Genomic DNA, 21,643 nt, shown 5'->3' on the forward strand with positions numbered 1-21,643 from the left:
AGGCTTTGATGATAATTAACTTTTCAAAAATGCATGGCCTTGGCAACGATTTTGTGATGGTTGACAGTGTTAGCCAGAACTTGTTTCTGACCAAAGAGCAAATTCGCCAGCTGGCAGATCGGAATTTCGGCATTGGTTTTGACCAATTACTGATGGTCGAGCCACCTTATGATCCGGAACTGGATTTTCATTACCGGATTTTTAATGCTGATGGCAGTGAAGTAGAACAATGCGGCAACGGTGCTCGTTGTTTTGCCAAATTTGTTCGTCACCGCGGCCTAACCAATAAAAACAAAATTCAGGTTAGTACCAAGTCGGGCAAAATTACCCTTTATGTTGAACAGGACGGCCAGGTAACGGTGAACATGGGCATCCCGCAGCTGGACCCTGCCCTGGTACCTTTTAAAGCGCAGAAGCAGGAAGCCACCTACATTATGCGGGCTGATGAGCATACCGTGTTGTGCGGCGTAGCCTCGATGGGCAACCCGCACGCTGTGCTGGAAGTGGACGATATTACCAGCGCCAATGTGGCTGAGCTGGGCCCGCTGCTGGAGGTGCATGAGCGGTTTCCGCAAAAAGCCAATATAGGCTTTATGCAGGTAGTATCGCCACAGCATATTAAACTGCGGGTATGGGAGCGCGGCGCTGGTGAAACGCTGGCCTGTGGTACCGGTGCCTGTGCCGCTGCCGTGATAGGTCAGCTGCAGAAAAAACTGGGGCCACAGGTGCAGGTAGATTTGCCCGGTGGAACCTTACATATTCGCTGGAATGGGCCTGGCCAGGTTGTGAAAATGACCGGCCCGGCTGAACACGTATTTGATGGACAACTTTCGTTATGAACGACAACCTGGCTCAGAATAAAGAGGCAATCGCTGCCAGCGTGGTACTGGATTATTTGCAGGACCACCCGGAGTTTTTTCAGCAGTATCCGCAGCTGCTACAGCAGATGCGCCTGCCACATCAGCAACGCGGCAGCGTGTCGCTGGTTGAACGTCAGCTGGAAATGCAACGGACTAAAATTGCCGCGCTGGAAGATGATATTACCCGCTTAATGTCGGTCGCCCGCCAGAATGAGCATATCTTTCATGCCCTTAATACGCTGCACTTAAGTTTGCTGCAAAACCCGTCGCTGGCCGATGCCGAGCAGGCGCTGCAGCAGTTTGCCAAAAGTATGCCGCAGGTGCATGCCTGCCGTCTGGTGTGTCTGCAGCCTGACAGCAGTGCGATCAGCCAGTACCAGTTGCTATTATCGCGCCGCTTAAGCAGTGACAATGTTTATCTGGGCCGGTTAAACAAGGAAGAGCAGCAGCCGTTATTCGGCGAGTCCATTCATTCAGTCGCCTTACTGCAAATTGGCAGCGGCCCCGGTTTGGCACTGTTAGCCTTTGGTAGCGAGCAGGATGATCACTTTCAACCGGCCATGGACCGGCTGTTTATCCGCCACCTGGCCAAACTGCTATTGCTGGTATTGCCCGGCCATGACGACAGCTGAGCCGCGCTGGCAACGTGATTTAGAGCAATATCTTAGCTATCTGCGCTTTGAGCGTGGCTATGCCAGCCGCACCCTACAAACTTACCGCCAGCAGCTTAACCTGTTCGCCTCCAGCCAGAGCGCCCAAGCGTTGGACACTGAGCCAGCAGAGTTCAGCTGGCACAAGCAAACAGAAACTACGCTGCAAAGCTATCTGGCCAACGGCCGGCGCCGTGGCCTGAGTGCCCGTAGCCTGGCGTTAACGGTTGCCTCATTGCGCGGCCTGTACCGCTATCTGCAGCAACAGCAGCAAGTTGACGACAACCCGGCCCAATACCTGACAGTGCCCAAACCCAAGGCCAAATTGCCGAAAAATCTTGATATCGATGCCCTGCAGCATTTGCTCAGCTTTGATAGCAGCAATGATGTATTAGCGTGCCGGGATAAAGCCATGCTGGAGTTGTTTTACTCGTCCGGCTTGCGTCTGGCTGAACTAGTGGGCAGCAATATCAATGATATCGACTGGCACGAGCAGTTAATCCGGGTGCGCGGTAAAGGCAGTAAAGAACGGCAAATACCGATAGGCTCAGTGGCATTAAAAGCGCTGCAGCACTGGCTCAGTCAGCGCCATCTGTTATTAGGCGCCGCCACGCCGGAGACGGATCAAAACGCGCTGTTTTTAAGTAAACAACAGCAGCGAATTTCCGCGCGCCAGGTACGGCAACGGGTCGAACACTGGGCCAAAGTGCAGGGCCTCGGCCAGCAACTGCATCCGCATATGCTTCGCCACTCGTTTGCCAGCCACGTACTACAATCCAGCGGTGATCTGCGTGCCGTGCAGGACTTACTGGGCCATGCTAACCTTAGTACTACTCAGGTTTACACCCACCTTGATTTTCAGCATCTGGCTGCGGTGTATGACAACGCTCACCCGAGGGCCCGGAAAAAGCCGTAATGACAGTATCAGTGCATTTAGCCTTGTTTAGTCTGCTGTTGCTGCTGGCCAGTATCCCTGGATCAGCGACTGCAGATACCCCTTACCAGCAGGTGCGCTTGCAGACCAGTGATATGGCGCAGTTTGCCAAAGCCAGTATCAGCCTGCACCCTTATATTCTGGCGACCAATCGCACGGCGTTAACCTTAGACGTGCGGCTACCCGCCGCTGAACTGACAGCACTCGCCGACTTCGGCATCAGCTGGCAGCCCCTGGCGGCCAATGCCTACCCCGAGCTCAGCATACAGAGCCAAACCCAGGCAGGCAGCGACACAACTTTTGATACTACTGCTGACACCATAGCCGGCTACCCGTGTTACCACACAGTAGAGGGTACCTATCAGCAGGCAGCACAACTAGCCGCCGACTATCCTGACGTTGCGCAGTGGTTCAGTATTGGCAGTTCCTGGCAACATACTCAGGGCGAAGGCGGCTATCCGTTGATGGTGCTGCGACTGGGCCGGCGCGAGCCGGTCGCTGAGCAGGCTGATGCCAGGCCCATCTTATTTGTGCAAAGCGCCATGCATGCCCGTGAATATGTAACGGCTGAACTTAACCTGCAGTTTGCCCGGCAGTTATTAGAAAATTACCAGCAGCAGGCCGATGCCAACTGGCTGCTGAATTTCACTGAAATTCATTTGTTGTTTCAGATGAACCCTGATGGTCGCAAGTATGCCGAGCAAGGCCAGCTTTGGCGTAAAAATGCCAACCTTACGCATTGTCCGCAGGATGAACCCGGGGTCGATTTAAACCGCAATTTCAGCTATAGCTGGAATATCAGTAGCAATGGTTCCAGTGACGATGCCTGCTCTACCGTGTACCGCGGCCCGCAGGCAGGCTCAGAGCCGGAAACTAAGGCTGTCGAAAATTATGTTCGCCAATTATATGCCGACCGTCGTGGCAGCAGCTTTCAGGATCCGGCAGCAGCAGACACCGCCGGGTTTCACCTCGACTTACACAGCGCCGGCGAGCTGGTGCTCTGGCCCTGGGGCCATACTACTGCCCCGGCACCCAACGCCAGCCAATTACAAACGTTGGGCCGCAAGCTGGCCTGGTTTAATAATTATTACCCCAGTCAGAGCATAGGCTTGTACCCGACCGACGGCACCAGTGACAGTGTTAGCTACGGTGAGCTGGGTGTGGCAGCGATTACCCTGGAGCTGGGAACCAGCTTTTTTCAGGGCTGTCAGTTTTTTAGCAATTCACTGCTGCCGGCCAATTTAGCGCTGCTGAATTATGCGGCTAAAGTCAGCAAAGCGCCTTACCTGCAGCCAGCCGGGCCGGAGATTACTACCCTGAACGCTAACGGGGCTAGTCATGCCTATATTCAGGCCGGGGACGAAGTAACCCTGAGCCTTACCGCCGATGATCAGCGTTTTAGCCAGAACAATGGCCGTGAGCCGGCACAAACCGTGGTTGCCGCCCGGATCTACCAGCATGCACCGCCCTGGCACAGTAGCAGTGTCGAACTGGCCACTGCTGACATCGTTAACAGCAATGACAATGGTACAGTGGCCAATATGCAGGCCCAGCTACTGAGCAGTGACTGGCCAGCAGGCAGACAGCTGTTATTTGTACAGGCAGAAGACAGCGATGGCAATGTCGGTGCTGTCAGTGCTGTGTTTGTTACTGTTGGTGATTTACGCAGCCCGGTCGCCGATTTCAGCAGCCAGTGCGACGCCCTTCGCTGCACCTTCGACGCCGGCGCCAGTAACGCAGATTCTGAGATCACGGCGTTCCAATGGCAGCTGTCGGATGGCAGCAACTTCAGTGGTGCCACGGTAAACCAAAGTTTTACCAACGCCGGCAGTTATCAGGTAACGCTAACCATTACCGACAGCAATGAGTTAAGCGCCAGCACCAGCAAAACCGTTACCGTTACCGCTCCTCCTGCCCCGCCGCCACCGCCTGCCGCGGCCGAAGGCAGTGGCGGCAGCAGCAGCCTATACGTTTATAGCGGCTTGTTATTGCTGCTGTTTGTCCGTCGTTTTTTTGGGAAAGCTCATGTACATTTATAAAGCTCTGACGCCACTGCAAGCGTTGTCATTTGATTTGGATGACACCCTGTACGATAACGCACCGGTTATTGCGGCCGCTGAACAGGCAATGCTGAGCGCGCTGGCAGCGCACGCACCACAAAGTAGCCAGACCGACAGTGACTTCTGGTGGCAGCACCGCTTAAAGCTGGCAAAAGTTGAACCGGAACTGCGGCATGATATTGGCCGCTGGCGCTTGTTGGGGATTGAAGCAGGGCTACTTGAGCTGGGCATAGCGCGTGCAGAGGCTAAAAAAGTGGCGCAGCAGGGGTATGATGCTTTTCTGGACGCCCGCACCAGAATAAGCTTATCAGCGGAGGTCAAAGCGCTACTCGCAGCCCTTGCTAGACAGTACCGGTTAATCGCCATAACCAATGGTAATGCCTGTATTAACAAAATGGGCCTGGGCGACTTGTTTGAATTCAGCTTGCAGGCCGGACCCGACGGTAAAATGAAACCTTACCCGGATATGTTTAACGTGGCGGCAGAGCGGCTTAAACTTGCCCCTTCGCAAATTTTGCATATTGGCGACAGCCACCGCGCCGATGTCATGGGTGCCTTAGCCGCCGGTTGCCAAACCGCCTGGCTTGATCATCATCAGCAAGTGGTAAACATCTTGCCGCACATCCGGCTAACCGATGTGCGGCAGTTAGGAGCTTTAATTACAGCTTAACTGGCTGCCTTGGCTGATGACCGGAAGCCGGCAACTACCCAGAAAATAATTAAGTAGATGAGGATCGGCGGCACTACCGCCAACAGCAGCGCAGTGGTTATGGTGGTGGTTTTAGAATCTTGCACCTGATTTAACTGCTGCCCATAGTGCTCTGCTAATTGTGCAGGGCTGTGCCCGTTAATATGATGTGTGATTGAGCCTGCCAGGGTGCCGTCCGGTTCCGGCTGTGCTTCCATTCGCTGGACAGCTGCAGTAAGTTCCACAATACGTTCATCCGCAAAACTGAGGTCCGAATGGGCTGCAAATGCCAGATAGCCAACCCACCCGACAACGAGAATACAATAAAGTCGCTGCCAGCCATTTAAGCGCATTTTTATTTCCCTATTTTTATTCCAGGCAATTTTTTAACAGATAAATAGCTGTTGAGCAACAAGTAATCAGAATAATGATTGTTGGCAGTTTATATGAAAATCGATAGCGGGTTCAGAACTTACCAGGCCCTGCAGCAGGCAATAATGCTTATCAGGTATTGCAGTAGTGCGCCAGTGTAGCTCTGGCAGCAAAAGCGGTAGTATTGGCACAGCGCAATCTGAAATACTGCCACCATTAAGCGGCTCAGCGGCATCAACATAAGTTTTATTTCTAATTTGCTCAACCGGAACAGTCAGGCTTTGTCTCTCAGCTAACTTATTGGCAACGACGTCTACTTCAGCTACAGCTGAAACCCGCAGGTCATAACTCAAATAAACCCTGGTGTAGTTATCCTGCTCCGGATAATTGACGACGATGCGCTTAACCTGTCGATTCACCTCAACCGCATGCTCTGAGTAACCAATCGAGAAATCGGTAGGGTTAAGCCAAATCGACTTAGGTTTAAACAAATCAACCAACGGTTGCCAGAAAGTATCGGCAGTTTTGTTATGCAATGTTTGCATCGCGGTATTTAGTTGACTCAGTCTGGTGCTATCAAAAGTATGTTCAATAGCCAGCAACTCACTACTATCATGGCAATTGGCTGGCACTGCACTGGCAAACCGGCTAAGCGTCATATCAAGCGGTAGGTCAACACTAAGCTGTTTATACGCCGTGCCGGTTACTGGTTGGTCTTCGCCGCCGATCGCCAGCGACAGCAAAACCACGGCTATCGCGACCATACCTGCAAGACTAATAATTAATTTAAAAGGCATGCTATCGTCCTGACGCTTGTTTTTTAAGCAAAACATAACCAGTTCCTGAATTAAATACCAGCCTTTTGTCCGGTACAAATGTTAAAACTGCGCAGGATACTGGTTATTTATCCACTAAAACCTGCGGCTTTACTTGGCGCTTACCACAGGGCTGTTATAATGGCCGCAAATGGTTTACTGAGATGTGCTGATGGATGTATCCAACCTGCTGGATGGTTTAAACGATAAACAACGTGACGCGGTGGCCGCACCGGCGCAGCATATGCTGATTTTAGCTGGCGCTGGCAGTGGTAAAACCCGGGTCCTGGTGCATCGTTTAGCCTGGTTAATGCAGGTGGAAACCGTCGCCCCTTATAGCTTGCTGGCGGTAACCTTTACCAATAAAGCGGCGCAGGAAATGCGCGGCCGGATTGAAAGCACTATTGGCGTTAGTTTAAACAACCTGTGGATGGGGACCTTTCATGGCTTGTCGCACCGGATGCTGCGGGCCCATTATCAGCAGGCCGGTTTACCACAGGGCTTTCAAATCATTGATTCTGACGATCAGTACCGCTTGGTTAAACGAGTGCTCAAAGCGTTAAATCTGGATGAAAAACACTGGCCAGCCAAACAAATTCAATGGTTTATTAATGGCCGCAAAGATGATGGTCAGCGCCCGGGCATGATCGACGCCGGTGGCGATTTCAGCCTGCAGCAGATGGTGAAAATTTACGCCGCCTATCAGGAAATGTGTGACCGCGCAGGTTTAGTCGATTTTGCCGAAATACTGCTGCGCAGCTTTGAGCTGTTAAAAAACCACGCCGATGTCCGCGGCCATTACCAGCAGCGGTTCCGGCATATTCTGGTAGACGAGTTTCAGGATACCAACGCCATTCAGTATAACTGGCTAAGGTTGCTGGCCGGTACCGCAGCCAAAGTAATGATTGTTGGCGATGATGATCAGTCCATTTACGGCTGGCGCGGCGCCCGGGTTGAAAATATTCAACAATTCTTGCGCGATTTTGATGGTGCAGAAACCATTCGCCTCGAGCAAAACTACCGCTCAACCGCCACTATCTTAAAAGCCGCTAACGCTGTGATTGCCAATAACAGTGGCCGGCTGGGTAAAGATTTATGGACTGACGGCAGCGACGGGGAAACCATTTCGCTGTATACCGCTTTTAACGAGCTGGACGAAGCCCGTTTTATCGTGTCGCGTATTCGCAGCTGGCATAACCAGGGCGGTAGCCTGACTGAAAGCGCTATATTGTACCGTAACAATGCCCAGTCGCGGGTACTGGAAGAAGCGCTTATTCAGGAAGGCCTGCATTACCGTATTTATGGTGGTTTACGCTTTTATGAGCGGCAGGAAATTAAAGACGCCCTTGCTTATTTACGGCTGATCAGCAACCGCCAGGACGATGCGGCGATGGAGCGGATTATTAATACCCCGGCCCGCGGCATTGGCGATACCACCATGAACAAAGTGCGGCTGCACGCCCGTAGCGAGCAGCAGACCCTGTGGCAAGCCCTGCAGCAGATGTTGCAGCAAAAACAACTAAGTGGCCGCGCCGCCAATGCCATTGAACAGTTTATGCAGCTAGTGGACCGGCTAGAGCAGGAGCTGACCGATTTACCGCTGTTTGAGCAGGCCGAGCATATTATTAAGCAATCAGGCTTATATGCTATGTATCAGGCCGAAAAGGGCGAGAAAGCCCAGACCCGGATTGAGAACTTAAACGAGCTGGTTACCGCCTGTCAGAACTTTAACAGCAGTACTGTCGAAGATATGACGCCGCTGGCAGCTTTTTTATCACAGGCCGCGCTGGAAGCCGGCGATTATCAAGCCGAAGAGCATTCCGATGCGGTGCAACTGATGACCCTGCACAGTGCCAAAGGGCTAGAATTTCCGTTGGTGTTTATTTGCGGCTTGGAAGAAGGTATGTTTCCCAGCCAGCAAAGTGGCGACGACCCCACCCGGCTGGAGGAAGAGCGCCGGCTTTGCTACGTCGGCATGACCCGCGCCATGCAAAAGCTTTACTTGTGCCATGCTGAAAGCCGTCGCTTATATGGCCAGGAGCAATACCATAAAGCCTCGCGTTTTATTCGTGAGATCCCGGCGGAATATCTGGAAGAAATCAGGTTAACCACGCAGGTCAGCCGGCCGTCCCAGGCTGGCCGTTTTGGCAGTGCCGCCAGCCATGTTGCCTTTGAAAACACCGGTTTTAAACTGGGTCAACGGGTACTGCATGATAAATTTGGTGAAGGCACAGTGCTCAATTACGAGGGTGTAGGGCCGCAATCACGTATTCAGGTTAATTTTGACCAGCTTGGCAGTAAGTGGCTGATGACAGCCTACGCCAGACTGCAGGCTGCTGGCTAAATGCCGGTAACAGCCTGCCTGCAACCGCTACTGGCTGAGGCTGCCGCCCGCCAAATCCGTTTGCCGGTGCTGCTGCAAGGCAAGCAGGATGAGCTGCTGCCGCAGTGCCAGCAGCTGATTGCCACGATAGCCCCACAAACTCTTTACTGGCTGGGTGAGCAAGCGCCAGCGGCCAGTACGCAGCTCAAGCCCGGCAATAACTATCAGCTCCTGGGTAGCGAGTGCGACATGCTGGTGGTTAATGCTTTTTCTGGTTTTAATGCTGATTTAACCGCTGCCAGCGCCGGTTGTTTAAAGGCCGGTGGCTTATGGTTAATTCTGGCGCCAACTGATGAACACTGGTGCCAGCAACCAAACCCGGCGCACAGTGCTTTGTTGCCTTATCCGCTGGATCCCCAGCAGCATCATGGCCAATTTATCCGGTTCTGGTTAGCCCGGTTGACTGAGTGTCAGCTGCTTAAACTCACCCTGAATAACTCAACGCTCAATCTCAGCCAGCCGCTGAAACTACCAGATCTTCAGCCGTCATCAGCTGTAGCAGCCCCTTATGCCAGCATTGAACAACAGCTGGCTGTAGCCGCCATTTTAAAAGTGGTGTCGGGCCATCGCAGAAGGCCGCTGGTTCTGGTGGCTGATCGCGGTCGCGGCAAATCTGCCGCGCTGGGTCTTGCTGCAGCCTTGCTGGTGCAGCAAGGTAAAAAAAGACTGGTAATCACCGCAGCCAGCCCGAATGCAGCGGCTACTGCTATTAGTCATTACCAGCAGCAATTACCAGACACACCTGGCTTGTGTTTTATAGCAGTTGACCAGCTACTACTGGAACAACCAGAGCTGGACCTTTTATTAATAGATGAAGCCGCCGCCCTGCCAACAGCAGTTCTGAAGCAACTGGCTGATCGCTACAGCCGGATCGTGTTTGCCACTACCGAGCATGGTTACGAGGGCACCGGTCGTGGCTTCCAATTGCGTTTTCAACGTTATCTTGACGAAACTCAAAAGGGCTGGAAACGACTGCAAATTGTGCAGCCGGTACGCTATCAGCAGCAGGACCCGCTAGAGCAGCTTATTTTTAACAGCTTCCTGCTAAAACAAGTTTCCGCAGATCCAACTTTTCAACCGGGCCAAGCCTTGCAGTTGCGGCAGTTTCAGCACAATCACTGGCTAACTGAACCTGAACAACTTGCTGATGTGTTTCACTTACTTAGTCTGGCGCATTATCAGACTCAGGTTAAAGATCTCGCCGCGCTGTTGGACAACCCTCAGCTTACCGTTGTTGCCCTGTATCAGCGGGACCAGCTGTTAGCATGTGCGTTATTAAGTTATGAAGGCGAGCTGGCCTCTGAACTATGCCAGAAAATTTATCAGGGCGACCGCCGGGTGCAGGGGCATTTACTGGCGCAAAGCCTGGCATTTCATCTGGCTCAGCCACAACTGGCAAGCCAGCGCCTGGTGCGGGTTATGCGCATTGCCGTTGTCCGGCCTTTACAACGACATGGTCTGGGCAGCCACTTACTGGCTGAACTTGCTAATTTACTGAAACAACAAAATATTGACTGGCTGGGTACGAGCTTTGGCGTCAGTCCGGGCCTGCTGGCATTCTGGCAAGCGGCAGATTATACCCCGGTGCGACTTAGCAACTTTGCCGACAATGCCAGTAGTGAGCCGTCAGTGCTAATGCTTAAGCCAATTAATGGCAATAAGCAATTAGTGCAGCAGCTTAATCAGCAATCTGGCAATGAACTGTACCACTGCCTGCAAGAATATCCGGCAAATCTGAGTTTCGATGTAATCAGAAAGTTGGTGCTGCCACCGACAGTAGCGCTGGATGAAACAGACATCGGACAACTGCAGTTATTCGCACAGGGAAAACGACCTTATCAGCTTGTCGCTCGCCAGCTACTTTACTGGTTTAATTTGCACTATCTTCAGCTTGAGCCTGCTGCGTCCGCGGTTTTGGCAGCCCGGTTATGGCAAAAGCAAAGCTGGCAAACCATCGGTAAGCGGTTTCAACTGGCGGGCAAAGCAGCCTGTATTAAACTGATCCAGCAGCAAATTAGCAGTAGCTTGGCGTAACTGCAGGTAGAAATGCTGTTTTAAACGCAGGAAAAGTGCTACTGTGCGGCGTTTTTATTTGAATCTTACTGACCCTAACCTCTATGACAATGATAGCGCCTCTTCTATTAAGTCTGGCTGTAAGCAGCACAGCAGGCTTCAGCCAGAGTGAATTGCGTACTTTGCAGTATGCGGTAAACAGTTATGCTTACAGCAGCGCTCTGGAGCAATTTTACCAGAATTGTCTTCAGCTCGATCCAGAACAATATATGGTAAAAAAGCCTGATAACACCCGTTTGCAAATTTTACTGCAACAACAATTACAACTTGAGATTGGCCAGTTTGCCAGCAGCGTCGCCGCCAACCCAAAGTTCAGCCAGCGCGCACCTGCTGATATTGCACTGACTGATTGCACTGATTATGCTGCTTACCAGAAAGTGTTAGATCGCTATGAACTTGAATTATTTGCCCTGGAAATTGCTACGCCGGTTAAGGTAGTTAATCAGAATGCTGCAAGCCAACGTAAACAACAGCAGCAGTTAGCAAAAAAAAGTGCAACGGAACTACTTGGACGTAGTAAAGCGGTGGCAATGGTGAGCATTATCGACCGCAACAGCCTGAGTACGTTGGAACAGAGTAATTTTCTGCATCCGGATTACCAAGGCCGTTATATTTACCGAGTTGATCAGGGCTGGCGCAACATCCCTTCCAGATATATGGGGATGCAAAGTTATCTGACCGAGCAACAGTATGCAACAAGCCCTAAGAATTGGCTGTTGTTGCTGGACCAGCACAATCAGTTTCTGAAAGTATTCGACGAAACTGAAGCAAAAGTTTATCTGAACCTACTCGGTAAACCGGACTGGCAATTCGATAATCAGGGTAACCTGCAGCGTAAGTAAAACTTCTCAATCTCCTTATCCCCGAATCCCCCTTTTGCAAAGGGGGAGACTATATCGAGCCCGCAACTGTTATCGACTAAATATATGATAGGTATTTAATACACGGAAGTAGCATGGCGACAAATTCGTCAGGAACGAATTTGGACTGCCGCAGGCAGGCCCGGAGGGGCTGTGGCTGCCATGCGAGTGTAGTGCGCCGCAGGATGGCCTGCCCCGAGGCGCTTCAACGCAAAAAGACCGACCGGTTAGGGTAGGCCTTTTGCTTGAATTGGGAGCCCTCATGCCCCTCGCAGAGCGAGGGGCGTTCTGCCGGCGACAAGCCAAACTGTTGGCTTGTCGAAAGACCGGCATCACTGTACTACTCTACGAGCAGTCCACCGCCACCAAATCTCAACCAATAAAAAAGCCCCTGCTCTGTCGAGAGGGGCTGTTTTATTGAATTGGGAGCCTGGCGGTGTACTACTCTCGCATGGCGAATGCCACACTACCATCGTCGCAGCTGCGTTTCACTTCTGAGTTCGGAATGGGATCAGGTGGGTCCACAGCGCTATTGCCACCAGGCAAAAACGTGTCAGGAACAACGTTTTAACGCACTTTAGTGCGGCCGGCTTGCCGGTCAAATACAGGGATGTATTTGATAATAACTGTCGTTCCATCTTTATTTAGCAGGCTGATATTCAGTTACTCACAACTGTACTTCTAAACGCTTTCTCGCGCTCTAAAACATCTTGGGCGTTGTATGGTTAAGCCTCTCGGGCAATTAGTATGAGTTAGCTTAACGTGTCACCACGCTTCCACACCTCACCTATCAACGTTGTGGTCTCCAACGACCCTTTAGTAGACTCGAAGTCTAAGGGATGACTCATCTTGTGGCCGGCTTCCCGCTTAGATGCTTTCAGCGGTTATCCGTTCCGAACATAGCTACCGGGCAGTGCCATTGGCATGACAACCCGAACACCAGCGGTTCGTTCACTCCGGTCCTCTCGTACTAGGAGCAACTCCACTCAATCATCCAACGCCCACGGCAGATAGGGACCGAACTGTCTCACGACGTTCTAAACCCAGCTCGCGTACCACTTTAAATGGCGAACAGCCATACCCTTGGGACCGACTTCAGCCCCAGGATGTGATGAGCCGACATCGAGGTGCCAAACACCGCCGTCGATATGAACTCTTGGGCGGTATCAGCCTGTTATCCCCGGAGTACCTTTTATCCGTTGAGCGATGGCCCTTCCATACAGAACCACCGGATCACTATGACCTACTTTCGTACCTGCTCGACGTGTCTGTCTCGCAGTTAAGCTGGCTTCTACCATTACACTAACCGTACGATGTCCGACCGTACTTAGCCAACCTTCGTGCTCCTCCGTTACTCTTTAGGAGGAGACCGCCCCAGTCAAACTACCCACCAGACACTGTCCGCAACCCCGATCCAGGGGCCCACGTTAGAACATCAAACATACAAGGGTGGTATTTCAAGGACGGCTCCATCTGAACTAGCGTTCAAACTTCAAAGCCTCCCACCTATCCTACACATGTAGGGTCAATGTTCAGTGCCAAGCTATAGTAAAGGTTCACGGGGTCTTTCCGTCTAGCCGCGGGTATACGGCATCTTCACCGCAATTTCAATTTCACTGAGTCTCGGCTGGAGACAGCCTGGCCATCATTACACCATTCGTGCAGGTCGGAACTTACCCGACAAGGAATTTCGCTACCTTAGGACCGTTATAGTTACGGCCGCCGTTTACCGGGGCTTCGATCAAAGAGCTTCGCTTGCGCTAACCCCATCAATTAACCTTCCGGCACCGGGCAGGTGTCACACCCTATACGTCCTCTTGCGAGTTTGCAGAGTGCTGTGTTTTTAATAAACAGTTGCAGCCAGCTGGTCACTGCGACTCTCTATTGCTTACGGAGCAAGTCCTTCACAACAAAGAGCGTACCTTCTCCCGAAGTTACGGTACTATTTTGCCCTAGTTCCTTCAGCCGAGTTCTCTCAAGCGCCTTGGTATGCTCTACCTGACCACCTGTGTCGGTTTAGGGTACGGTCGCCAATACCTGAAGCTTAGAGGCTTTTCCTGGAAGCATAGCGTTAACAGCTTCGTGTCCTTAGACACTCGTCTCGTATCTCAGTCTTAGACATCCGGATTTACCTAAACGTCCAACCTACATACTTTCACGCGGACTACCAACGCCGCGCCTGCCTAGCTTTCTCCGTCCCCCCATCGCAGTATTGGCCGGTACAGGAATATTAACCTGTTTCCCATCGACTACGCCTTTCAGCCTCGCCTTAGGAGCCGACTCACCCTACCCTGATTAGCATGGGATAGGAACCCTTGGTCTTTCGGCGGGGAAGTTTTTCACTCCCCTTATCGTTACTCATGTCAGCATTCGCACTTCTGATACCTCCAGCCATCCTCCCGGATAACCTTCAACGGCTTACAGAACGCTCCTCTACCACTTGCACAAGTGCAAGTCCGCAGCTTCGGTGAATGATTTAGCCCCGTTACATCTTCCGCGCAGGCCGACTCGACTAGTGAGCTATTACGCTTTCTTTAAAGGGTGGCTGCTTCTAAGCCAACCTCCTAGCTGTCTATGCCTTCCCACATCGTTTTCCACTTAATCATTACTTTGGGACCTTAGCTGGCGGTCTGGGTTGTTTCCCTTTTCACGACGGACGTTAGCACCCGCCGTGTGTCTCCCGAGTAGTACTCATTGGTATTCGGAGTTTGCATGGGGTTGGTAAGTCGGGATGACCCCCTAGCCCAAACAGTGCTCTACCCCCAATGGTATTCGCTCGAGGCGCTACCTAAATAGCTTTCGAGGAGAACCAGATATCTCCGAGCTTGATTAGCCTTTCACTCCGATCCACAAGTCATCCCCTACTTTTTCAACAGTAGTGGGTTCGGTCCTCCAGTTAGTGTTACCCAACCTTCAACCTGCTCATGGATAGATCGCCCGGTTTCGGGTCTACACCCTGCAACTATTCGCCCAGTTAAGACTCGGTTTCCCTACGGCTCCCCTATTCGGTTAACCTCGCTACAGAATGTAAGTCGCTGACCCATTATACAAAAGGTACGCAGTCACCCCACGAAGGGGCTCCCACTGCTTGTACGTACACGGTTTCAGGTTCTATTTCACTCCCTTTACAAGGGTTCTTTTCGCCTTTCCCTCACGGTACTGGTTCACTATCGGTCAGTCAGGAGTATTTAGCCTTGGAGGATGGTCCCCCCATGTTCAAACAGGATACCACGTGTCCCGTCCTACTCGTTTTCACTAAAAAGGCATTGTCGTGTACGGGGCTATCACCCTGTATCGCTACTCTTTCCAGAGTATTCCACTAACACCAATTTAGCTTAAGGGCTAATCCGCGTTCGCTCGCCGCTACTAACGGAATCTCGGTTGATTTCTTTTCCTCGGGGTACTTAGATGTTTCAGTTCTCCCGGTTTGCCTCGTTACACTATGTATTCATGTAACGATAACGCATAAATGCGCTGGGTTTCCCCATTCGGATATCTGCGGGTCTAACGCCTCTTACCGGCTTCCCACAGCTTTTCGCAGGTTAGTACGTCCTTCATCGCCTCTGACTGCCAAGGCATCCACCGTGTACGCTTAGTCACTTAACCATACAACCCCAAGATGTCTTGAAGTGCACAGCTGTGAGTAAGGTATACAATTAAATGTAACCTTAGTTTGTTACTTTTTACATCAGCTTGCCAAATTGTTAAAGAGCAGTTTGAGATAAACTCAAATCAAATCATTCTGTTAAGAACGCTTTGATTTGAATTCTTAGAGCAAGAAGTGGTGGAGCCAAGCGGGATCGAACCGCTGACCTCCTGCGTGCAAGGCAGGCGCTCTCCCAGCTGAGCTATGGCCCCCATCTAACAAGGTAATTCGTTGTCAGACAAGGCGCTTTGATGCGAAGCATACTGAAGTATGCGAGTATCAAAGCAACGCCGTATGGCAGCGAATTTGGTGGGTCTGAGTAGACTCGAACTACCGACCTCACCCTTATCAGGGGTGCGCTCTAACCACCTGAGCTACAGACCCGTTCTAACTGGTCTGTTTTACTTATTGCTTTGTTGCCAACCTCGCTCAATCAGTCATGTACTTCAGTACACTCCTTCTTTCGCTCGGCTGTCGCCTCGCACTAAGCAAAACATCCTGCGTTATATATCTCTATATCGCGCATTAAACTTTATTTGCTCTATCTCATGCAATCAATCATCTGTGTGAGCACTTAAAACTAGCTCGTTATAGGTAAGGAGGTGATCCAACCGCAGGTTCCCCTACGGTTACCTTGTTACGACTTCACCCCAGTCATGAATCACAAAGTGGTAAGCGCCCTCCCGAAGGTTAAGCTACCTACTTCTTTTGCAACCCACTCCCATGGTGTGACGGGCGGTGTGTACAAGGCCCGGGAACGTATTCACCGTGACATTCTGATTCACGATTACTAGCGATTCCGACTTCATGGAGTCGAGTTGCAGACTCCAATCCGGACTACGATACGCTTTATGAGATCCGCTCACTGTCGCCAGCTTGCCTCCCTCTGTACGTACCATTGTAGCACGTGTGTAGCCCTACTCGTAAGGGCCATGATGACTTGACGTCGTCCCCACCTTCCTCCGGTTTATCACCGGCAGTCTCCCTAGAGTTCCCGACATTACTCGCTGGCAACTAAGGATAAGGGTTGCGCTCGTTGCGGGACTTAACCCAACATTTCACAACACGAGCTGACGACAGCCATGCAGCACCTGTCTTACGGTTCCCGAAGGCACATCAGCATCTCTGCTAACTTCCGTAGATGTCAAGAGTAGGTAAGGTTCTTCGCGTTGCGTCGAATTAAACCACATGCTCCACCGCTTGTGCGGGCCCCCGTCAATTCATTTGAGTTTTAATCTTGCGACCGTACTCCCCAGGCGGTCTACTTAATGCGTTAGCTGCGATACTCACGGTACAAGACCACGAACATCTAGTAGACATCGTTTACGGCGTGGACTACCAGGGTATCTAATCCTGTTTGCTCCCCACGCTTTCGCACCTGAGCGTCAGTATTGTGCCAGGGGGCCGCCTTCGCCACTGGTATTCCTCCAAATCTCTACGCATTTCACCGCTACACTTGGAATTCTACCCCCCTCTCACATACTCTAGCTCCCCAGTATCGAATGCAATTCCCAGGTTGAGCCCGGGGCTTTCACATCCGACTTAAAAAGCCGCCTGCGTGCGCTTTACGCCCAGTAATTCCGATTAACGCTTGCACCCTCCGTATTACCGCGGCTGCTGGCACGGAGTTAGCCGGTGCTTCTTCTGCGAGTAACGTCAAAATGCTGTTCTATTAAAACAACACCCTTCCTCCTCGCTGAAAGTGCTTTACAACCCGAAGGCCTTCTTCACACACGCGGCATGGCTGGATCAGGCTTGCGCCCATTGTCCAATATTCCCCACTGCTGCCTCCCGTAGGAGTCTGGGCCGTGTCTCAGTCCCAGTGTGGCTGATCATCCTCTCAAACCAGCTAGGGATCGTCGCCTTGGTGCGCCATTACCACACCAACTAGCTAATCCCATATAGGCGCATCCGATAGCATATGGCCCGAAGGTCCCATACTTTGGTCCGTAGACATTATGCGGTATTAGCCACCGTTTCCAGTGGTTATCCCCCTCTATCGGGCAGCTTCCTATACATTACTCACCCGTCCGCCGCTCGTCATCACCCGAAGGCATGTTACCGCTCGACTTGCATGTGTTAGGCCTGCCGCCAGCGTTCAATCTGAGCCATGATCAAACTCTTCAATTAAAGTTTTTTCGAGACTTTCGTCTCAGCTCAGTATTACTGACTAAATCTTTATAACTTGGTCACTCATACTGATTTGTTTCGTTTACACGAACATCATTATAAGTGCCCACACAGATAATTGATTGCTAATTGTTAAAGAGCGTGCTTCAAACTCGTTTCTTGGGAGAGTGAAGCGGGAGGCGTATGTTACACTTCCCAGATTTTAAGTCAAGCGTGATAAGTTGTCTTTTTTACTAAACAGCTTGTCGCGTTTGACGCGTTTCTTACTTAACACTGCTAACATCGCTTTTCGGGGCTTTCGTTACCACCCTGAAGCGAGAGCGCCATTTTAGTGATTTAAACCTGACTGTCAAGCCTCTTTTTTAAAGATTTTTGCAATCCGGCTTATCTCACCCGAAGCCTGCTTAGCGCAGAACCCCTTGGCATGGCGCGCATTATAGGGGGTTTTAGAGAGGCTGCAAGCGATAAAACTATAAAACTTAGTTTTTAGCGATCGTTCGGATAAAGTTTCAGCGAAACGCGTTTTTTAACAGCATTTGCTGCATAATAACTCAGCATTGCCGCCGATTTGGAGATGAAGATGTCGATTAGAGCTTATAAAGGAATACTGCCAAAACTGGCAGCAGGTGTTTACGTAGATGAATCCAGCGTACTGGTCGGGGATATTGAACTGGCAGAAGATGTTAGTATCTGGCCTTTGGTCGCCGCCCGCGGCGATGTAAATTATATCCGTATCGGAGCCCGCACTAATATACAGGATGGGTCGATATTGCACCTGTCCAGGCCCAGTCCCGGTAAACCCGATGGCTGCGCCCTGTTAATTGGTGAAGAGGTAACAGTCGGTCATAAGGTTATGTTGCATGGCTGCACCTTGGGCAACCGCATTCTGGTAGGGATGGGTGCCATTGTGATGGACGATGCCATAGTAGAAGATGACGTAATCATTGGCGCTGGCAGCCTGGTGCCGCCAGGTAAGCGACTACAGAGCGGCTATTTATATGTTGGCAGTCCGGTAAAACAGGCACGACCATTAACTGCAGCAGAGAAGGCTTTTTTACCTGAGTCTGCTGCTAATTATGTTGTTCTCAAAAATGAATATCTGGCACAAGGTAGTAGTTAGAGCCAGATCTCTCCGGCTGGATTAAACGCGTCGGCGGCAATTGCCTGCTCGGCGCTGTCTTCCCAACTAAAGGCCTCAGCTTTAACTGCTGTTAAAAACTGGGCGGGTTCTGTGCTGGCCGGCAGGACAATAAAACAATTCACTTTTAAACCTGCTATCAGGCAACTAAAGCGCACAGCCTGGCGTTCGGGGTCATACTGAAAGTCATTATTAAAAATCAGTTGCTGGTTCATACCGCTAACTGCTTTTTAATGATTGCCATTACCGGTTCAACATCGGGTGCGACCCCGCGCCAGATAGTAAAGGCAGCGGCAGCCTGCGCTAACAACATCCCCAAACCATCAGCCTGCTGTGGCACGCCCTGCTGTTTGGCCCACTGCATAAAAGCTGTCGGCAAAGCGCCATACACCATGTCATAAGCGAGCTGACTGTTGTTTAAATGTTTTACAGCTATCTCTGGCCGACCGCCACTTAGACCAGATGACGTTGCATTAATAATAAGCGGATAAGCTTGTTCAGGAATATCGCTTAAGCCGCAAGCAAAAACCCGGCTATCAAAATTGGCGGCTATCGCCTGCGCTTTACTGACAGTGCGATTCGCCAGTACCAGCTGCTTTACTCCGGCTTCCAGTAAAGGTCCAATAGCACCACGACTGGCGCCGCCTGCGCCCAGTAGCAACACCGTGCAGCCTGCTAAGTTAACCCCTAGCCTTGTTAAGTCAGCTACCAGGCCAATGCCATCGGTATTATCGCCACATAACCTACCGGCGCTATCGACATAAAGCGTGTTAACCGCACCCGCTTGCCGGGCCCGCGCCGATAGCACCTCTGCCAGCTGATACGCCTGCTCTTTAAAAGGCACGGTGACATTACCGCCCTTACCGCCGCTGGTAACAAAGTCCCGCCAGCTGTCGGCAAAGCCATCTGTCGGTGCTAGAATAGCCTCGTACTGCATTAGCTGCTTACATTGCAAAGCAAACTGGCGATGAATAAAAGGTGACTTTGACTGGCCTATCGGATTTCCAAATACAGCATAACGGTCCACAACTGATGTCCATCAAGAAATTAGTACAGATGATTGTTAATAAAACCACAGCAAATAGCAAGCCACACCCTACGCCGGCTCAAACGCCTTATGACCTGATGGGTGGCGAGCCAAAAGTCCGGGAACTGGCCAACCGCTTTTATGACATTATGGCAAGTGATCCACAAGCAGCTGAGTTATATGCTATTCACCCGTTGCCGCTGGATAATATCCGCCAGAAGTTTTTTGAGTTTTTATCCGGTTGGTTAGGCGGCCCGGCGCTGTTTGAACAAAAGTATGGCCATCCACGGTTACGCGCGCGCCACCTGCCGTTCCAGGTAGATGACAAACTCAGAAACCAATGGATGTATTGTATGGATAAAGCGCTGGATGAAGTGATAGATAATAAAGTACTGCGGGATGGCATTCGCCAGTCAATCGGTCAACTGGCGAGCCATATGATCAACTGCTAGTTTCCTGTTCCTAACCAGTCCTGCGGTTTTAGATAACGCTCATAGAGTTTTGCCTCTGCACTTCCGGTTTCTGGCTGATAACCATATTGCCAACGTACCAGTGGCGGCATCGACATTAGAATTGATTCGGTACGGCCACCGCTTTGCAGGCCAAATAAGGTACCTCGGTCATATACCAGATTGAATTCCACATAGCGGCCACGCCGGTATAATTGGAATTGCCGTTCGCGATCGCCATAGGGTGTGTCTTTACGCCGCTCAATTAGCGGCAGAAACGCCGGCAAAAAAGCTTCGCCCACCGCCCGCATTAAGCCAAAGCTCTGCGCAAAGCCTGGCGCGTTCAGGTCATCAAAAAATAAGCCACCAACACCGCGGGTTTCGCCGCGATGCTTTAAATAAAAATAATCATCACACCATTTTTTATATGCCGGATAATATTCTGCTCCAAATGGATCTACCGCTGCTTTGGCCGTCTGATGCCAGTGCACAACATCTTCTTCATAAGGATAATAAGGCGTTAAGTCAAAACCACCACCAAACCACCATACCGGTGCTTCACCCTCTTTTTCGGCAATAAAAAACCGCACATTAGCATGAGTAGTGGGTAAATGCGGGTTATGCGGATGTAACACCAGCGACACGCCACAGGCATGAAAGCTGCGGCCGGCCAGTTCTGGCCGGTGAGCGGTAGCAGAAGCCGGCATCTGTGCGCCAAAAACATGTGAGTAGTTAACACCGGCTTGTTCAAATACCGCACCGTCGGTCAGCACCCGGCTGCGTCCACCGCCACCTTCCGGCCGTTGCCAAACGTCTTCGACAAAACGACCGCTACCATCCGCCTGTTCCAGCTCTGTACAAATTGTATCCTGCAGTGCCATCAAAAATTGCTGTACCTGCTGCAGCTGCTCGCTGTTACTGCCTGCCATACTAACTCCTCACTACCTGACCACTGATGGCATCACGAATTTGACTGGGCTGAGCTGCGCCGCCCAGAGCCCCCTCAACTATAGCCGCCACTTTCAACCCTAACGTCGCCAGTAGCTGCTGATAGTCTGTGATAGCGGGCTCGCCAGCCAGATTAGCACTGGTTGAAACGATTGGCTTACCATACTGCTGACACAACTGCTGCACAACAGGATGAGCACTGACCCTGACTGCGATGCTGTCAAACTGGCCTGTAATCCATTTAGGCGCAGTTTTACTGGCAGGTAATACCCAGCTGATATGACCGGGCCAGCTGGAAATAATCTGGTAGCGCTTCTCCAACGGAATAGCTTTATCGTCAACATAAGGTAAAAGCTGGGAATACGTCGCTGCGACCAGGATTAGGCCTTTCTCTACCGGCCGTTGCTTTATCGCCAGTAACTTAAGCACAGCGGCTTCGTTGTCCGGGTCGCAGCCCAGGCCATAAACCGCCTCAGTCGGATAGCAAATTACTTCACCTTGTTGTAATAGTTCTGCTGCTGTGGCTACGGTGCACCCACTCATCAATTTACCCCTGATATCAGTAAAAATTCTAATCAGTCTCAGATGCCGCTATAATAGCGCCTTAGTC

The 21,643-nt window shown here is 51.3% G+C and carries 16 protein-coding genes, 2 tRNA genes and 3 rRNA genes; 10 read left to right on the forward strand and 11 right to left on the reverse strand.

The annotated features are described in order from the left end of the window. Positions 1–8: 8 nt before the first annotated feature. The 5 genes from dapF to KG631_RS03375 are packed head-to-tail and all read left to right on the forward strand — an operon-like array spanning position 9 to position 5,174. Positions 9–839, forward strand: coding sequence for a diaminopimelate epimerase (gene dapF, locus KG631_RS03355; RefSeq protein ID WP_213995219.1), 831 nt, complete (start codon positions 9–11; stop codon positions 837–839). After that, positions 836–1,492, forward strand: a complete 657-nt coding sequence (locus tag KG631_RS03360) for a DUF484 family protein (RefSeq protein ID WP_213995220.1) — start codon at positions 836–838, stop codon at positions 1,490–1,492. The genes dapF and KG631_RS03360 overlap by 4 nt, the downstream gene beginning before the upstream one ends. After that, on the forward strand, positions 1,479–2,426 hold the full coding sequence (locus KG631_RS03365) for a tyrosine recombinase XerC (protein WP_213995221.1): 948 nt from the start codon (positions 1,479–1,481) through the stop codon (positions 2,424–2,426). Before KG631_RS03360 ends, KG631_RS03365 begins: the two co-directional genes overlap by 14 nt. Further along, on the forward strand, positions 2,426–4,483 hold the full coding sequence (locus KG631_RS03370; RefSeq protein WP_213995222.1) for a M14 family zinc carboxypeptidase: 2,058 nt from the start codon (positions 2,426–2,428) through the stop codon (positions 4,481–4,483). The genes KG631_RS03365 and KG631_RS03370 overlap by 1 nt, the downstream gene beginning before the upstream one ends. Then, positions 4,470–5,174: an HAD-IA family hydrolase gene (locus tag KG631_RS03375; protein ID WP_213995223.1), complete on the forward strand. Its 705-nt coding sequence runs from the start codon at positions 4,470–4,472 to the stop codon at positions 5,172–5,174. Before KG631_RS03370 ends, KG631_RS03375 begins: the two co-directional genes overlap by 14 nt. Here the strand turns inward: KG631_RS03375 and KG631_RS03380 are convergent. Continuing rightward, positions 5,171–5,545, reverse strand: coding sequence for a hypothetical protein (locus KG631_RS03380; protein ID WP_213995224.1), 375 nt, complete (start codon positions 5,543–5,545; stop codon positions 5,171–5,173). The genes KG631_RS03375 and KG631_RS03380 overlap by 4 nt on opposite strands. Positions 5,546–5,611: 66 nt before the next feature. Next, complete coding sequence (locus KG631_RS03385; protein ID WP_213995225.1) at positions 5,612–6,397, reverse strand: hypothetical protein; 786 nt, start codon at positions 6,395–6,397, stop codon at positions 5,612–5,614. A 154-nt stretch (positions 6,398–6,551) separates the two neighbouring features. On the opposite strand from KG631_RS03385, the gene uvrD reads away from it, so the two are divergent. From uvrD to KG631_RS03400, 3 genes are all read left to right on the forward strand, one after another. Continuing rightward, entirely contained in the window at positions 6,552–8,723 is a 2,172-nt protein-coding gene (gene uvrD, locus KG631_RS03390; protein ID WP_213995226.1) for a DNA helicase II, read from the forward strand. Then, positions 8,724–10,796, forward strand: a complete 2,073-nt coding sequence (locus KG631_RS03395) for a GNAT family N-acetyltransferase (RefSeq protein ID WP_213995227.1) — start codon at positions 8,724–8,726, stop codon at positions 10,794–10,796. A gap of 83 nt (positions 10,797–10,879) precedes the next feature. Further along, entirely contained in the window at positions 10,880–11,677 is a 798-nt protein-coding gene (locus KG631_RS03400) for a hypothetical protein (protein ID WP_213995228.1), read from the forward strand. Between the two features lie 446 nt (positions 11,678–12,123). Here the strand turns inward: KG631_RS03400 and rrf are convergent. The 5 genes from rrf to KG631_RS03425 all read right to left on the reverse strand — a co-directional run bounded on the left by rrf (position 12,124) and on the right by KG631_RS03425 (position 17,471). After that, positions 12,124–12,238: ribosomal RNA gene (gene rrf / locus KG631_RS03405) — 5S ribosomal RNA — on the reverse strand. A 178-nt stretch (positions 12,239–12,416) separates the two neighbouring features. Next, positions 12,417–15,301, reverse strand: a 23S ribosomal RNA gene (locus KG631_RS03410). 176 nt (positions 15,302–15,477) lie between these two features. Next, positions 15,478–15,553 (reverse strand) — tRNA-Ala (locus KG631_RS03415). Between the two features lie 95 nt (positions 15,554–15,648). Then, a tRNA-Ile gene (locus tag KG631_RS03420) sits at positions 15,649–15,725 on the reverse strand. A 211-nt stretch (positions 15,726–15,936) separates the two neighbouring features. Continuing rightward, positions 15,937–17,471, reverse strand: a 16S ribosomal RNA gene (locus KG631_RS03425). Together the 16S, 23S and 5S rRNA genes with 2 tRNA genes alongside form the textbook arrangement of a ribosomal RNA operon. Positions 17,472–18,051: 580 nt before the next feature. On the opposite strand from KG631_RS03425, the gene KG631_RS03430 reads away from it, so the two are divergent. Beyond that, positions 18,052–18,591, forward strand: a complete 540-nt coding sequence (locus KG631_RS03430; protein ID WP_213995229.1) for a gamma carbonic anhydrase family protein — start codon at positions 18,052–18,054, stop codon at positions 18,589–18,591. Here KG631_RS03430 and KG631_RS03435 read toward each other — a convergent pair. Further along, the gene (locus KG631_RS03435) at positions 18,588–18,824 is read right to left on the reverse strand and encodes a DUF1488 family protein (RefSeq protein WP_213995230.1); all 237 of its coding nucleotides are present in this window, start codon (positions 18,822–18,824) and stop codon (positions 18,588–18,590) included. The two genes, KG631_RS03430 and KG631_RS03435, sit on opposite strands and share 4 nt — an antisense overlap. Beyond that, positions 18,821–19,636, reverse strand: a complete 816-nt coding sequence (gene aroE / locus KG631_RS03440; protein ID WP_213995231.1) for a shikimate dehydrogenase — start codon at positions 19,634–19,636, stop codon at positions 18,821–18,823. The genes KG631_RS03435 and aroE overlap by 4 nt, the downstream gene beginning before the upstream one ends. Before the next feature lie 5 nt (positions 19,637–19,641). Between aroE and KG631_RS03445 the strand changes: the two genes are divergently transcribed. Continuing rightward, positions 19,642–20,088 (forward strand): group II truncated hemoglobin, encoded by a 447-nt coding sequence (locus tag KG631_RS03445; protein ID WP_213995232.1) that lies wholly within the window; start codon positions 19,642–19,644, stop codon positions 20,086–20,088. Here KG631_RS03445 and hemF read toward each other — a convergent pair. After that, positions 20,085–21,014 carry an oxygen-dependent coproporphyrinogen oxidase gene (gene hemF, locus KG631_RS03450; RefSeq protein WP_213995233.1) on the reverse strand — a complete coding sequence of 310 codons (930 nt, stop codon included), beginning with the start codon at positions 21,012–21,014 and terminating at the stop codon, positions 20,085–20,087. The genes KG631_RS03445 and hemF overlap by 4 nt on opposite strands. A gap of 1 nt (position 21,015) precedes the next feature. Next, positions 21,016–21,576, reverse strand: coding sequence for an L-threonylcarbamoyladenylate synthase (locus KG631_RS03455; protein ID WP_213995234.1), 561 nt, complete (start codon positions 21,574–21,576; stop codon positions 21,016–21,018). Between the last annotated feature and the right edge of the window lie 67 nt (positions 21,577–21,643).

Source organism: Arsukibacterium sp. (genome assembly GCF_018402695.1).
In the GTDB taxonomy this organism is placed as follows: domain Bacteria; phylum Pseudomonadota; class Gammaproteobacteria; order Enterobacterales; family Alteromonadaceae; genus Alishewanella.